We start from the raw sequence: 14,130 nt of genomic DNA on the forward strand, positions 1-14,130 counted from the left end.
ATGAAAAAAATGACCATCATTGCCGCCATGCTGCTGTCTGCTGGCGCTGCTCAAGCTGCCGACGGTTTTGACATCACCGGCCCTCAAGCCGCCATTTTGGCGATCATCGTCGCGCTGGGTACCTTCCTGGCCACGGTGGGGGTGGCCAAGGTGTCGCTGAACGGGGGTATCTGGGGTTGGAAGAAAATCTCTTCCATGGTGTCGAGCCGTTAAGGTCAAGCAACTGGGGCGGCTTCGGCCGCCCTTTCTTCTTATAGGGGGCTCCCATGATTTGGGCACCAATAATGGTTATTCTAGGGATGGTATTAGCGTATGCGGTCATTGAAGGGTTTAAGGGCCGTTGATATATTCCGGCTCCTCCGATACATATTGAACCCGTTCAGGTTGCTGAAATGGTTCTTTTATTTCTTCTTCCTAAGCCTTGTGGTGTCATTTCTCACCATGTCTCTTTCGCATGCGGCTGAATGGGTTACATCGCCCACTGCTTATAAAGGTTCTTGCAAATACGCCACCACTACTTATGGTTCTGATTGGACTCCGACTCAATGCACAACTTTCTATCAGAATCTTTTAAAGTCTCAAAAACCTGATAATACTGTTACTTTTGTTCAGAACTGGGCGGCAAGTGGTTCTGGTGCATCTTCCTTCCAATGGACTTTTAAATCATGCACACCCGCAAACTCTTGCTCACAGACTGCGCTTGTTCTTAATACGCAGGGTGGCCCCACTGCTTATTGCCCGCCTGATGGTAATCCCGATTTTCTAGTTGGTCCTGTAGTGACTAAAGATGGCACTGTTTGTCAGAAAAAACCTTTGACATGTCTGACTGGTTCTATTCTCGAAACCAACGTCATCACCGGTAAAGAGTTCTGCCGCCCATATTGCCACGGCATTGCCGGTAACACGCTTGGCGCTCCAGGCGCACTCGTTACATTCTTCTCGGGCAATATTGGCTCGTCACAGCTTTCCTGTTATGGCCAGTGCTCCGTGGTGTCCGTTGGTGCGTCGATTAACTCCTTGCAGAATCCGAACGTCTATCAGGGCGTTATCAAGTTCACAGGGCAGAACTGTCCGCTTCAAGTCAGTGGCGAGGATGGCAACGAAACGGTCTCTGGTAACGTTGATGGGCCTACTACGTCACAGGGCACGGCTAACGCTCAGACCCAGCTCCAGAACGCCGCCAGCAGCGCTACGGCGAACCCGATACAGCCATCAACCGGCACGGCCAATCTGAATAATGTGGTCGACAAGATAGCCGAAGTCGGTAATGCCCAAATCAAGGCCAGTGCGCAGCAGAGCGCAGCAACCGGCAAGGTGATTGAGGGGGTAGGGCGAGACATTCAGGCGGCTATCAAGGACTCGGCGTCCGTGGGCAACGCTGGGGCCAGTATCGGCCAGATGCAGACCGCCAACGCCATCAAGGACGGCAACGCCTCGCTCGGTGATAAGCTGGACGCGATCAAGGATGCCATCGAGAAGCAGGACGAAGGGGAGGATTTCCCGCCAGTGGCAACCACCATTGATGCAGACCCGGCGACCATCAATGAGAACCCCAACAACTGGGCGGAACGTAATTACGCGACCGTCTTGCAGAACCATGCGAATAAGATGAAAGAGCTTCCGTTATATTCAGGTGTGAGCGGCTTCTTTCATGTGAACGTGAATGGCGGCAAGTGCCCAGAATTCACCCTTGATATTCCAACGGCAAATTTGCCCGGTGTCGGCTCATTCGGTGGCGGCCAAGTTCAATATTCGTTTTGTGAAACAAACATGGATGTCATTCTGCGCATAATCAAGAGCGTGGTAATTGTTGCATCGACATTCTTCGCAGTCAGATACGCACTGGAGTAAATATCATGTTGGGCGAATTCACTAATTGGCTTTGGGAAATAATAAACAGCTTTGCGCAATGGATATTGTCGATTGTTTTGGCAATCATCCAGTTCGTGAACGATTTCCTGCTGAATACGTTAGAGTTAATACTTGCGGCGATGCGTACCGTTATTGGCATGATACCCATGCCTGATATATTGGCATATAGCCTCAATGACTTATTCTTGGGGCTGCCTGACCAAGTGATGTATTTCCTCGACAAGACCGGATTTTCCTATTCGGTAGCGGTGTTCAGTTCGGCGTTTCTGTTCCGGATTGTGCGCAAGTTCGCGACCCTCTTCCAGTGGTAAGGTGACTGGTCATGTTTATCTTCCACGAGGGTATGCCGGGCTCCGGCAAGAGTTACGAGGCGCTGGTCTTCGTCATCATACCCGCGCTCAAACTGGGCAGGCGTGTCAGGGCGCGTATCAATGGCCTGAACCATGCTCAGATTGCCGCGCTGGCCGAGATACCGGAGGACGTTTGCCGTGATCTGCTGATAGAGATGACGGATGACGAAGTGCTGCGGGTTCATGAGGTAGCCCAAGACAAAGAGCTGATTGTTGTCGACGAAATTCACAAGTATTGGCGGGCAGCCCAGCGCCGCATGGCAGACGACATCACCGACTTTATCTCGGAGCACCGGCACCGCGGTATCGACATCATTGGCATGGGGCAGAACCTCAACGACCTGCACTCCATTTGGCGATTCCGCTGCAACCGCAAGCTGACGTTCATGAAGCTGGACGCCATCGGGCAAGAGAACCGGTACTCATGGACATCCTACAACGGCTCGCTCATCTCAAGCGGCAGGCGCACCCAGGTGGAGTTCACCAAGGTGCAATCTGGTATCCGATCATACGAAACCAAGTATTTCGGCTCCTACGCCTCGACCACCGCCGACGACAACAACATGGGGACGTATTCCGATGACCGGGCGAACGTTCTCAAGGGGTGGAAATTCCGGATTGGCATGCCGCTGGCTGGGATCTCTCTGGTGGCATCCTGCATCGGCATGTACTTCATCATGACCGGATTCAGCGACCCGGTTGTTGAGAAACCGGAGTCTCCGAAGCAAGAGCAAGTCGAGCCTGGAACGCCGCAGAACGGTACGCCGGATGGTGCGGCTCCCAAGCCCAAATCCAGACCCAAGCCGCAGGGCGATTTCTTTCTTGATTCGGTGGGGGAGAACCGTATCGCCTTGACCTATCTCCTCACCGTGGACGGCAACCTCGTCGACTTCAACGTGGAGGTCTGGGACAAGTCGGACAACGTTCTCGAAGTCTGGAGACAGGTCGACCTGCTGGATCTTGGCTGGACTCTCACTCTCAAGCCCTCCGGTGTCCTGGCCGAGAAGGGCGATACCAAGATGCTGTTTCGGGAACGGAACGCCAAGCCGCGTGTCTCCTCTCCGGACCGGAGTGAAATCCCGACCGAAGTCGCCAAGGCAAGCACCGATGTATTCTGATGCGCGAGCAATTGCATGAGCGAATTTGATCGTCTCCACGTTTGAATTTAGTGAGCGAAATTCAGTGTGTTTGCCTACAATGAATGATGTAAACGGAATTCAAAAAGGAGAGGGGAAAATGGTGAAGGTCAATTTCGAGTACGCCAGCGGAATACTGGAGGGGTTTTGCTCTGAGACAGGGAATGATTTCTCTTGGTTCAAGGGAGACACGCGGGTTGATGTGAGTAACGAAGGCGCGGATATCGCCGAATTGCCAGTCCCAGAAGGCTTTACAGTGGTTCAGGTCAAGAAACTGATCAGGGAGTCTTTCTATGTCTAGGGGCGGGGTTCGAGAAGGCGCCGGACGACCCAAGGGAGAGGCCACGACCATGGTGCGCGTCCCCGAAGGGTGTTTGGAACAGGTGAGGGCAGTGATAACCGATCACAGAAATCATGTGGATCGTCCTGCTGGCGGCGGGTTGGTTTATGACTGGCAGCCCCTCACACAACGCCCAGAGCCAGGGCGCAAGATCGTGGTCTGGCATGCCGCTGAATTTCAGTTCGCCGAGCACTCGGTCAATTCGGAGTGGCTGTTACGTCAGATCGATATGAAGAAAATCAAGCACGTTACAGCTTGGTGCTATCAGCACCCTATAACGCCACCCAGCTTTGACACCAAGAGGTGAAATGATGCCAATCATGGACTTAACCAAAGCATTTGCCGTGCTGGTCTTCTTGGGCCTGCTGCTTGGTGCCCATCAGTTCGGATACCCGATCACCACGTGGTACTTCATTTTCGTGGTGGTTGTATCGCTGCCCTTGGGTTGGGCGCTCTTGTTGGGGGTTGCCTGTATCGCCGGGTGGAGTGAAGATCGTGCCCGTGCCAGACGTCGTGCCAAGGCCGCAGCTCGTAAGCTGGCTGATGGTCAATGAGTCAGGGCGAAGCCCTATAAGGCGGCTCACAGATGCCGATTGTCGTGACGTCGGTGAGCCCGCCGAAACTTCTTTGGAATGCTGCTGTGAGGTGGAAACCTCCCATTCCTGCAAAACCGGCAGTTGAGGCGATCAGAACCAGATGCCGGTGAGCGCCGCAGCGCCCGCAAATGCTCAACAGGGCAACCCATTATCTCTGATGCCGATAAAGCTAGTTATCGGCATAACGCTCTGCGCCGGCAGCCTCTCGATGCGCTGGCCACGATAGATTGTCCCGTCACCGCGCATAATGTATATTATGTTAAATTAACTATCTTGTTTCCTGTCACCACCTATTGAACTGTGTATAATGGCAACAATTGATCCTATCTCCGACCGGATGTCTTAAGTGGCTGAATTAACATCAGAACAATTAAAACCTGTTTTTTCGATTGAACAGTTTCCTGCCCTCAGCGAACTCGAACCCATTCCTTTTGCCGCCTTGCAACCCAGAGCCATTTCCGGCATCAAGCGTCTCGCCAGCTTTGATGGCGACTGCCCGGTCATGCTGCTCAACGGTTTTCCCGGGGTGGATTATGAAGGCGTTTGCCAAACGCTGATCGCCGCCTCCAACGGCAAGGATGGAGACCTGTTCGATCTCTGCTACACCGAAAATCTGAACAACCCGTTCAAGCCCATCTGGCTGCGCCTGCAACCCGGCACCGGCTTCGAGTTCTGTGAAATGGTCGGTGAATTGCTCAAGCTGATGAGCCATCATCTGGATGCCGAGCGCCTGGTCACCCGCATCATGCGCAAACAGAACAACGATCCCAAGATCGATGACTTCCTCTCCGATCTCGCGGCGCACGTGGCTCAAGGGCTCGAATTCCAGCATCCGGTACTCATCAATCTGCTGATCCACCATGAAGAGCAGGAAGCGCCGATCATCTATGGGCGGGATTTGAACTGGGATACCCTGTTTGGCTCCATCAACTATCAGACCGAGCAAGGTTCGGTCTATGCCAACCAGCACCTGCTGGAGCCGGGTCTGCTGCGTCAGGCCAACGGTGGCTATCTGATTTTGCAGCTGGACGAGCTGCTGGATCAGCCCCATCTCTGGTTCAAGCTCAAGAACGCGATGCAAAAAGGCGAGCTGGACTGGAACGCCTATCAGGAAGGCAAGACCCTCACCCCCTTCTTCACTCCGGAAGCCACCCCCATCAAGCTCAAGCTGATCCTGGTCGGCGATCGACTCGATGTGGCCGAGTTCCAGATGCTGGACCGCGACATGTCCGAGCGTATCTTCCTGCGCGCAGATCTGGTCTCCGAGGTGAACATTGAAGAGGATCTGCCCGATTATCTTCAGTATCTGGCCTGGCTGCGCGAGCGCTGGGAGCTGCTGGACTTCACCCCAGCCGCCCTCGCCGCCCTTTGCCGTCACGCCAGCCGACTGTGCGACCATCAGGAGTGGCTGTCGCTCTCCGAGGTGCAACTTTCTGCCATCATGCGGATGGCTGACAGCCTGGCACGCGAGCTGGAAGCGGACGTCGTCACCGACGAGCACATTCGCGGTGCACTGGAAGAGCAGGATTACCGCCTCAACTATCTGGTCGAACAGTCCGACCAGGGCGTCATCGACGGCCAGATCCTGCTGCAGACCGACGGTGAGGAAGTGGGCCAGATCAACGGCCTCTCTGTTATCCAGGTCTCAGGGCATCCCTATGATTTCGGCGAGCCGGTGCGCCTCACCGCCACAGTGCATCTGGGTGATGGCGATGTGGCGGACATCGAGCGCAAAGCGGAGCTGGCGGGTCATATCCACGCCAAGGCGATGATGATCATCCACGGTTATCTCTCCAACAAGTTTGGGGCCGAGAACCCTTCCCCGCTGTCGGCCAACCTGGTGTTCGAGCAGTCCTATCACGAAATCGATGGTGACAGCGCCTCGTTGACCGGCCTGTGTGCCCTGCTCTCTGCCCTCGCCCGCCAGCCCATCTACCAGCACTTTGCGGTGACCGGCGCGGTCGATCAGTTCGGCAATGTGCAGGCCGTCGGCGGCGTCAACGAGAAGATTGAAGGCTTCTTCCGGGTGTGCAAGATCCACGGTCTCACCGGCAAACAGGGGATCCTGCTGCCCGGCACCAATGCCCAGCAGCTCAACCTGTCCGATGAGGTGATTGCAGCCGTCGAAGCCGGCCAATTCCATATCCATCCGGTGGATCATGTGGAAGAGGCCATCGAGCTGCTGACTGGCTGTGTTGCCGGTGAGCCGGATATGCCGGATACCCTGTTCGGCCGGATCCAGCAGCGGCTGGATGAGCTCAACGGCACCGACGTCATCAAGGGTGGCGTGCTGCGCCGCCTGCTTGGTCGAGTGTTCGGACGGTGAGAAAAGAAGTGATCGGAGTTGTTTAGCGAACAACTGTACGCTAAATTGGCCCGGCTTTGACCCATTTGAAGGATAAACAGCGTGACCGTAGACAATACCACCATTGATGCCCGCCTTTCCCTGTGTGAACAAGGCAAAGACTCGTTTACCCGTGAAGAGCTGCTCGCCTGCAGCCGTGGCGAACTGTTTGGTGAGGGTAACAGTCAGCTGCCCGCCCCCAACATGTTGATGATGGATCGCATCGTCAAGATCAATGACAACGGTGGTGAGCATGGCAAGGGAGAAATCCTGGCAGAGCTCGATATCACGCCGGATCTCTGGTTCTTCGATTGCCACTTCCCGGGTGATCCGGTCATGCCTGGCTGTCTCGGTCTGGATGCCATGTGGCAACTGGTCGGTTTCTTCCTGGGCTGGAAAGGTGGCCCCGGCAAGGGTCGTGCACTGGGGGTTGGCGAGGTGAAATTCACCGGCCAGATCCTGCCAACCGCCAAGAAAGTGACCTACAAGATCACCTTCAAGCGCGTCATCAACCGCAAGCTGGTGATGGGGATCGCCGATGGCGTGGTGGAAGTGGATGGTCGCCCGATCTACAGCGCTACCGATCTGAAAGTGGGTCTGTTCAAGGACACCACCGCATTCTAAGTCTGACCTTCAGGTCGAATTGAACAACGTAAAGGGGCCATCATGGCCCCTTTCCTTTTGCAATGAGTGATGAAGTACCGGCTACTTCATGAAGAGGCCTGAGCCCCGCCCTTCCATGGCATCACGCCAACCACCAAGCCAATGCCCACGGGCATCAAGGCATTGATACGGACACGCTTCTTTCTGTTTGCCGACCACGCCAGCCTGATAACCACGAGCACGAGCTCTTTCCAGACGGTCCCGTTTTTGTCTCTTCATCATCTACGACCCTCTTCCGTGGAACAAAAAAAGCGACCAATTTTTCATCGGTCGCTTTCATCTTTACCCCAGGGGGTCGGCAGGGTCAAACAAAAAATTTCATGCTATCCGGTCATTGTGACACAAGACACTGAACCGCATTAATTTTTAGTGACACAACTTTTTAGCGCTGGAAACGGCGCAGCCAGGCGAATGGCAGGGCCAGCAGAGTCAACCAGAACAGGCTGCCACCACCGCTGCCGCCATCCTGACCGGTCTGGTTGTTGACCGGTGCGTTGGCGACCACATAACCGGCCGGATCGTTGTTCTTGTAGTCGGTTACCACCGGCGCCAGCTTGACGCTGACTACGGTAGCATTGGTGCGGTTGTTCAGATCGCTCTCGCTGTTGTAGCGATAAGCCGTGGCCGCGACGGTACCGTTGCTGCTGATGCCGCTGGCATAGGCGATGTGGTAGTAGTAACCGTTCTGGGTACACTGCTTGGCACCCGCATCATCCAGACCACAGATGAGATCGTTCAGATACCAGTTGTTGCCGGTAGCCGCGTTCAGCAGGAAGCCTTCCTGCATGCGATTGGTGCCATTGACCACGGGCTGGGTCTGATGGCGGGAATCACGCCAGCCAACCACCATGTTGTGGTTGTTGATGGCGGCCGCTTCCGAGCCGGAGCCGCTGAGCGGCTTGTCCTGCAAGGAGACCACGGCATTGGTGGTCGGGGTGTTCAGGTTGAACACGAACATCTCGACCGGGCGGTTCTGGCCCTTGTTGATGCGATAGAGCTGGTTGCCGATCACATAACCGTTGTCATTGACCCCCACGGCCCAGCTGTGTTGCAGCTTGGCGTCATCCTTGCCGGGTTCGCCTTCGGCCAACGGGATGATCTGGGTAGTGCCAACCTTGCTGCCATCCAGATCCAGCGTCCAGTAAGCGGCCAGGTTGCGACCGTCCAGGTAGTTGGTGCCGATCTCGCCGGTGGAGGAGTACCCTACCCCGTACAGATTGCCGTTGAATTTACCCACCCCGAGCGCGGAGGCGGTCTGCACTACTTCGTTGCGGGCGCGGGCATACTCGTTGGCCTGCAGCAGCTTGTTGAAGGTGCCGGTACTGTTGACCAGCCAGAAGCTGGCCTGGGTATTGAGGCCCGGGCAGTAGCGGTAGTCGCCATACTGGCCGTCGTTGCCGGCAAAGCACCAGTTGTAGGTTTCGGAGTTGACGGCAATGTTCTTGCCGGTCGCTGCGGTGCCGGTCACCAGATACTGGCCGTTGTCCAGTTTCTTGATGCTGGTCGGTACGCTCAGGCTGTGAGTGCCGGCGCCGTCTTTCAGCTCGACGGGGTTGCCCTCCTCGACCACGGCGAAGGCAGTACGCAGCTTGCCACTCATCTTGTAGCCTGCCCGGGTACCGGGTACGTCGCCCAGCGCGGTCACCAGACCGTCGGTCTCGCCCAGCTGTACGTAACCTACGTTGTTGCGCTGGTCGACCCCGTCGAGGAAGTCACGACGCCACTGATAGGCGAAGTTGCTGTTGTCGTTCCAGAAGGAGTTGCAGACCGAGTTGGAGAGCATGCAGCCCTGCTCGAAACGGAAACGATCGACCAGGAAGTCGGCGAAACGCACGGTCGAGAAGTGCTCGGCCATGTTGTTCTTGGTATTGATCCCGATGAGCCCGTTGCCGTCGCCGCTGATCCCGCTGGCGTAACCCTTGTCGGACGCATCGACAATGGTGAAAAAGGGACTTTGTGCCGCCTGGGCATGCAGGCTGGCGCTGACCAGAATGGCCAGCATGGATAATTGCTTTTTCATCTACTTCCTTAGTCCTGATGTTTCAACGCTTCCAACTCCTCCCAACGGGAGAAGGCTTGTTCCAATGCAGCCTCTGCTGCATTCAGGGCATCCAGTTTGGCTTGAGTCTGGTCGCTCGGCAGGGAGAAGAAACCGGGGTGGTTGATCTCGGTCTGCAGGGCATCCAGCTCTGCCTCCAGCTGTTCCAGTCGAGCCGGTAGATTATCCAGCTCCAGCTGCAACTTGTAAGAGAGCTTTTTGGCTTTTGTGGCAGCAGGCGCCGGCGCCACGACAGGCTCTGGCGTTTTGCTCTGCGCCTGTTTGGCGACGTGCTGCGCAGACTGCTGTGCCTGTTGTTGAGCACGGGTGGCCATCATGTCGGCGTAACCGCCCACATAATCGCTGATCTGCCCGTCCCCTTCAAACAACCAGCAACCGGTCACGGTATTGTCGATGAAACGACGATCGTGGCTCACCAGCAACAGGGTGCCGGGGTAGTCCGCCAGCAGCTCTTCCAGCAATTCCAGCGTTTCGACATCCAGGTCGTTGGTTGGTTCATCGAGGATCAGTAAATTACTGGGCTTCAAGAACAATTTGGCCAACAGTAAACGGTTTTTTTCGCCCCCTGACAAGGCTTTCACCGGGGTGCGTGCCCGTTTTGGCTCAAACAGGAAGTCCTGCAGGTAACCGAGAATGTGGCGGGAGCGGCCGCGCACCATCACTTCCTGCTTGCCCTCCCCGACGTTGTCCACCACCGTCTTCTCGGGATCGAGCTGCTCGCGGTACTGATCGAAGTAGGCCACCTCCAGATTGGTGCCCCCCTTGACCGTGCCACGACTTGGGCTCAACTGGCCGAGCAGCAGCTTGATCAGCGTCGACTTGCCGCAACCGTTGGGGCCGACCAACGCAATCTTGTCGCCGCGCAGCACCTGCAGATCCAGCCCCTGGAACAGGGTGCGATCACCAAAGTCCAGCCCCAGGCCTTCACTTTCAAATACCAGCTTGCCGGAGCGGCTCGCCTCATCCAGCTGCAGCTTGGCCTTGCCCTGCAGTTCACGGCGCTGGGTCCGCTCCATCCGCATCGCCTTGAGGGCGCGCACGCGTCCCTCATTGCGGGTGCGACGGGCCTTGATCCCCTGGCGTACCCACACCTCTTCCTGGGCCAGCTTGCGATCGAATTCGGCGTTTTTGAGCTCCTCGACCCGCAACCACTCCTCTTTCCCCTGCAGGTACTCGTCGTAGTTGCCGGGCCAGGAGGTGATCACACCGCGGTCCAGATCGATGATCCGGGTCGCCAGCTTGTGGATGAATTCCCGGTCGTGGGAGATGAAGACGATGGCGCCGCGAAAATCCTTGAGGAACTCTTCCAGCCAGTTGATGGCATCGATGTCCAGGTGGTTGGTCGGCTCGTCCAGCAGCAACAGATCCGGATCGCAGGCCAGTGCGCGGGCCAGTGCCACCTTGCGCAGCCAGCCGCCGGAGAGGCTGTCGAGGGTCACGTCGGGATCCAGACCGAGCAGGGTCAGCACCTGGTTGATGCGAGTCTCGAACTGCCAGCCATTCTGGTAGTCGAGCTGCTCCTGCAGCTGGCTCATCTTGCGGATGTTGGCATCGGAGGCATCGTGTGCCAGTTCCATGGAGATATGGTGATACTGCTTGAGCAGCTCCCCTACCCCGGCCAGCCCTTCGGCGGCGTAGTCAAACACGGTGAGCTCGCTCGACGCGGGGGGATCCTGCTCGAGACGGGTCACTTTCAAATCTTGTTGCAGCACCAGACGACCGTCATCGAGCGGCAGTTCGCCAGCGATGACCTTCATCAGGGTGGACTTGCCCGCCCCGTTGCGCCCCACCAGGCAGAGGCGCTCGCCCCGCTCGATGGTGAGCTCGGCCTGATCGAGCAGCGGAAAATCACTGAACGACAACGATGCGCCGTGCAATGTCAAAAGAGCCATTCTTGTTCCTTATTGCTAATGAAAAAACGGGTGGCAGACTGGATCTCCCCCCGTTTCATCGTCAAATCGCCCGCTCACCCCTGCCTGGCAAGCCACGCTTGCAGCTCAGCCAGGGTGAAGGGCCAACCCAGTTCACGCCCCGCCTCATCGCGCAGTACTGGAATACGGACCCGATAGGTTGCCAGCCACTGCTCATCATCCATGATGTCGCACTGGCGAGTGTCGGCCGCAAGACCGGCCTGCTCCACCAGCGCCCACGCCTGTTCGCACAGGTGGCAACCGTCGGTGTGAAACAGGATCAGCATCAGGCCTGGGCCTCCGCATGGGTGATGATCCAGCAGTTGTGGATATGCTGGTTGCGCTCGAAATCCTTGGGTCGGGTCTTGCCGGTGATGTTCTGGGCCTTGAGACCGATGGCCTCGAGACCGGCCAGATCCATCTTGAAGTGGCGCTTGTTGTTGGAGAACACCAGGGTGCCACCCGCAGCCAGCAGCCGCTTCAGGTGCTGCATCAGCAGCATGTGATCGCGCTGCACGTCGAAGCTCTCGTCCATCCGCTTGGAGTTGGAGAAGGTGGGCGGATCGATGAAGATGAGGTCGTACTGCTCGTCCGCCTCGGAGAGCCACTTCAGGCAGTCGGCCTGCACGAACTTGTGCTCTCGGCCCACCAGCGAGTTGAGGCGCATGTTGTCTTGTGCCCAGTTGAGGTAGGTGCGTGACATGTCCACCGTGGTGGTCTCGCTGGCACCGCCCAACCCAGCATGCACGGTGGCACTGCCGGTGTAGGCAAAGAGGTTCAGGAAGCGCTTGCCCTTGGCCATCTGACCCAGCATACGGCGAGTCTGACGGTGGTCGAGGAACAGACCTGTGTCGAGATAGTCATAGAGATTGACCCACAGACGGGCGCCGTACTCCTGCACTTCCATCCGGTGCTGCTCTTCGGAGAGCTTCTGGTACTGCTGTTTGCCTTCCTGACGCTCGCGCACCTTCAGGATCACCTTCTCGCCGTCCATGCCGGTCACCTTGATGGCTGCCTGCACCATGTCGAGCAGGCGCTGACGGGTCTTCTGGGCGGGAATGTCCTTGGGCGCCGCGTACTCCTGCACCACCAGATAGTCCTGATAACGGTCGATGGCGGCGTTGTACTCCGGCAGATCGGCGTCATAGAGGCGATAGCAGTCGAGGTTCTCTTTCTGTGCCCACTTCTCCAGGGTCTTCAGATTCTTGCGCAGACGGTTGGCAAAGTCCTGCGCCACCTCTTTCTGGGAAGCAACGGAGTCCTGTGCAATCTGGTAGTTGCGCAGCTGACACTCGAGGGCGCCGTTGAACAGGCGATATTGCTTGTCGGCGCGCAGACGCAGACAGCTCAAGAGCTCGGGGGATGCGGAAAGAATGGAGACTTTCCAGCCCTGGAAGCTGCGACGCAGGGCATCACCGAGGGCCTGGTGGACTTCCAGCAGTGCCGGGAACTCGCCAAGACGCTCGCCATAGGGGGGGTTTGAGATCAGCATGCCGACCTGACGGGCCTCCCCTTCCACTGCCGGCATCGGCAGCGGGTTTTCCAGCGCGGTGACGTCGGCCTGTTTGAAGGTGATGAGATGGGCCACGCCGGCGGCTTTGGCGTTGTCGCGGGCTTTGAGCAGCACGCGGCTGTCGGCATCGCAACCAAACAGCTTCACCTCGCAGCGCTGCATGCCGCGCTTGGCCCGTACCTGAGCCTCCATCAGCAGGCTCTGCCACAGCTCGCTATCGTGTTGCAGCCAGCGATCGAACCCGAAACGCTCACGGCGCAGGGCCGGTGCCATGTCGGCGGCGATAAAGGCAGCTTCCACCAGCAGCGTACCGGAGCCACACATGGGGTCCATCATGGGCTCGCCGGCCCAGCCGCTACGGGCAATCATGGCAGCGGCCAGGTTCTCTTTGAGCGGCGCCTCGCCGGTGCCCTGGCGGTAGAAACGCTGGTGCAGCGCGGGGCCTGACAAGTCCAGCGTGATATTGGCCTTGCCCTTGCCCAGGTGCGCCATGATGCGAATATCCGGCGACTTCTTATCCACGTCAGGACGCACGTGACCGCGCTTGGTGAAACGATCGACGATGGCATCCTTGATCTTCAGGGCACCGTACTGGGTATTGCGAATGGCCGGATTGGTACCGGTAAAATCCACGGCAATGGTGGAGGTACCGGAGAAGTGCTCTTCCCAGGGAATGGTGTGAGCACCCAGATAGAGATCCAGGTCGTCATTCATCTGGAATTCGGACAGCACCAGCACGATGCGGGAGGCGAAACGGCTCCACAGACAGGCCTTGTAGCCAGTGGCCAGTTCGCCTTTGAAATGCACGCCAGCCACGGTCTCACGGACCTGCTCTGCGCCCAGGTTGGTCAGCTCGACGGCCAACAGGTTTTCCAGCCCTTTGGGGCAGGTTGCAAAAAATTCTTTCATCACGCTCACGGGGAACCCATAAAAATAGTGCCGTATTATACCTTAAGCCGCGATCCGGAGCAGCAAAAGCTTGCCAGTAACGACATAAACCGAGGGTATCTGACATGCGCCGCCTCCGACCTTTTGGCCGTTCTGGCGAGGCATGCGCGCAGGAAGGATCTCACGAATAAAAAATGTACCAGCCGCTCGGCAAGTTCAAACAATAACCAGGTGTACTCCGGCATCTCTTATTGGCACGGCATTACCTTGCTGAGGCTGCAACCATATATGACATGGCCATGGTCAGGAATAGGTGATCTATCCCGCTGCCATATCTGACAGGCGTCAAACAAGACTCAACTCGTTATTATTTCCCACGACAGAGCAAGTCCTTTCTGTAAACCCCGTGTTTGGCCCTCCCGTTATCGTCCGTAAACGGGAGGGCCATTTTTTCCTCCT

At 57.1% G+C, this 14,130-nt stretch carries 14 protein-coding genes; 9 read left to right on the forward strand and 5 right to left on the reverse strand.

The window, feature by feature from the left end; genetic code table 11:
- The 9 genes from ACPW75_RS08755 to fabA all read left to right on the forward strand — a co-directional run bounded on the left by ACPW75_RS08755 (window position 1) and on the right by fabA (window position 7,262).
- Window positions 1-213, forward strand: coding sequence for a hypothetical protein (locus ACPW75_RS08755; RefSeq protein ID WP_019841175.1), 213 nt, complete (start codon window positions 1-3; stop codon window positions 211-213).
- Window positions 214-384: 171 nt separating this feature from the next.
- Window positions 385-1,851, forward strand: coding sequence for a hypothetical protein (locus ACPW75_RS08760; protein ID WP_143239040.1), 1,467 nt, complete (start codon window positions 385-387; stop codon window positions 1,849-1,851).
- A 5-nt stretch (window positions 1,852-1,856) separates the two neighbouring features.
- Window positions 1,857-2,183 carry a hypothetical protein gene (locus ACPW75_RS08765; protein WP_077098249.1) on the forward strand — a complete coding sequence of 109 codons (327 nt, stop codon included), beginning with the start codon at window positions 1,857-1,859 and terminating at the stop codon, window positions 2,181-2,183.
- Window positions 2,184-2,194: 11 nt separating this feature from the next.
- Window positions 2,195-3,340 (forward strand): zonular occludens toxin domain-containing protein, encoded by a 1,146-nt coding sequence (locus tag ACPW75_RS08770; RefSeq protein WP_077098246.1) that lies wholly within the window; start codon window positions 2,195-2,197, stop codon window positions 3,338-3,340.
- 118 nt (window positions 3,341-3,458) lie between these two features.
- Window positions 3,459-3,659: a hypothetical protein gene (locus ACPW75_RS08775; RefSeq protein ID WP_077098244.1), complete on the forward strand. Its 201-nt coding sequence runs from the start codon at window positions 3,459-3,461 to the stop codon at window positions 3,657-3,659.
- 49 nt (window positions 3,660-3,708) lie between these two features.
- Window positions 3,709-4,005, forward strand: coding sequence for a hypothetical protein (locus ACPW75_RS08780; RefSeq protein ID WP_143239039.1), 297 nt, complete (start codon window positions 3,709-3,711; stop codon window positions 4,003-4,005).
- A gap of 13 nt (window positions 4,006-4,018) precedes the next feature.
- Window positions 4,019-4,252, forward strand: a complete 234-nt coding sequence (locus tag ACPW75_RS08785) for a hypothetical protein (RefSeq protein WP_143239038.1) — start codon at window positions 4,019-4,021, stop codon at window positions 4,250-4,252.
- Between the two features lie 388 nt (window positions 4,253-4,640).
- Window positions 4,641-6,620, forward strand: coding sequence for a Lon protease family protein (locus ACPW75_RS08790; protein ID WP_039213568.1), 1,980 nt, complete (start codon window positions 4,641-4,643; stop codon window positions 6,618-6,620).
- An 81-nt stretch (window positions 6,621-6,701) separates the two neighbouring features.
- Entirely contained in the window at window positions 6,702-7,262 is a 561-nt protein-coding gene (gene fabA, locus ACPW75_RS08795; protein WP_016350690.1) for a 3-hydroxyacyl-[acyl-carrier-protein] dehydratase FabA, read from the forward strand.
- Between the two features lie 81 nt (window positions 7,263-7,343).
- Here the strand turns inward: fabA and rmf are convergent, their stop codons facing one another.
- The 5 genes from rmf to rlmKL form a co-directional block, all read right to left on the reverse strand.
- Complete coding sequence (rmf, locus tag ACPW75_RS08800; protein ID WP_005315693.1) at window positions 7,344-7,523, reverse strand: ribosome modulation factor; 180 nt, start codon at window positions 7,521-7,523, stop codon at window positions 7,344-7,346.
- Window positions 7,524-7,683: 160 nt separating this feature from the next.
- A complete protein-coding gene (locus tag ACPW75_RS08805; protein WP_029303051.1) occupies window positions 7,684-9,321 on the reverse strand; it encodes a DUF3466 family protein in 1,638 nt (545 codons plus the stop codon).
- 8 nt (window positions 9,322-9,329) lie between these two features.
- Entirely contained in the window at window positions 9,330-11,252 is a 1,923-nt protein-coding gene (gene uup, locus ACPW75_RS08810; RefSeq protein WP_024945227.1) for an ATP-binding cassette ATPase Uup, read from the reverse strand.
- Window positions 11,253-11,326: 74 nt separating this feature from the next.
- A complete protein-coding gene (locus tag ACPW75_RS08815) occupies window positions 11,327-11,557 on the reverse strand; it encodes a glutaredoxin family protein (RefSeq protein WP_077096239.1) in 231 nt (76 codons plus the stop codon).
- Window positions 11,557-13,728: a bifunctional 23S rRNA (guanine(2069)-N(7))-methyltransferase RlmK/23S rRNA (guanine(2445)-N(2))-methyltransferase RlmL gene (gene rlmKL, locus ACPW75_RS08820; protein WP_179101416.1), complete on the reverse strand. Its 2,172-nt coding sequence runs from the start codon at window positions 13,726-13,728 to the stop codon at window positions 11,557-11,559. The genes ACPW75_RS08815 and rlmKL overlap by 1 nt, the downstream gene beginning before the upstream one ends.
- Between the last annotated feature and the right edge of the window lie 402 nt (window positions 13,729-14,130).

Source organism: Aeromonas sp. FL131, from assembly GCF_049860615.1.
Lineage (GTDB): Bacteria > Pseudomonadota > Gammaproteobacteria > Enterobacterales > Aeromonadaceae > Aeromonas > Aeromonas hydrophila.

Coding starts and splice junctions, on each gene's coding strand:
- ACPW75_RS08755 (WP_019841175.1), top strand. CDS start 1: ATGAAAAAAATGACCATCATTGCCGCCATGCTGCTGTCTGCTGGCGCT.
- ACPW75_RS08765 (WP_077098249.1), top strand. CDS start 1,857: ATGTTGGGCGAATTCACTAATTGGCTTTGGGAAATAATAAACAGCTTT.
- ACPW75_RS08770 (WP_077098246.1), top strand. CDS start 2,195: ATGTTTATCTTCCACGAGGGTATGCCGGGCTCCGGCAAGAGTTACGAG.
- ACPW75_RS08775 (WP_077098244.1), top strand. CDS start 3,459: ATGGTGAAGGTCAATTTCGAGTACGCCAGCGGAATACTGGAGGGGTTT.
- ACPW75_RS08780 (WP_143239039.1), top strand. CDS start 3,709: ATGGTGCGCGTCCCCGAAGGGTGTTTGGAACAGGTGAGGGCAGTGATA.
- ACPW75_RS08785 (WP_143239038.1), top strand. CDS start 4,019: ATGGACTTAACCAAAGCATTTGCCGTGCTGGTCTTCTTGGGCCTGCTG.
- rmf (WP_005315693.1), bottom strand. CDS start 7,523: ATGATGAAGAGACAAAAACGGGACCGTCTGGAAAGAGCTCGTGCTCGT.
- ACPW75_RS08805 (WP_029303051.1), bottom strand. CDS start 9,321: ATGAAAAAGCAATTATCCATGCTGGCCATTCTGGTCAGCGCCAGCCTG.
- uup (WP_024945227.1), bottom strand. CDS start 11,252: ATGGCTCTTTTGACATTGCACGGCGCATCGTTGTCGTTCAGTGATTTT.
- ACPW75_RS08815 (WP_077096239.1), bottom strand. CDS start 11,557: ATGCTGATCCTGTTTCACACCGACGGTTGCCACCTGTGCGAACAGGCG.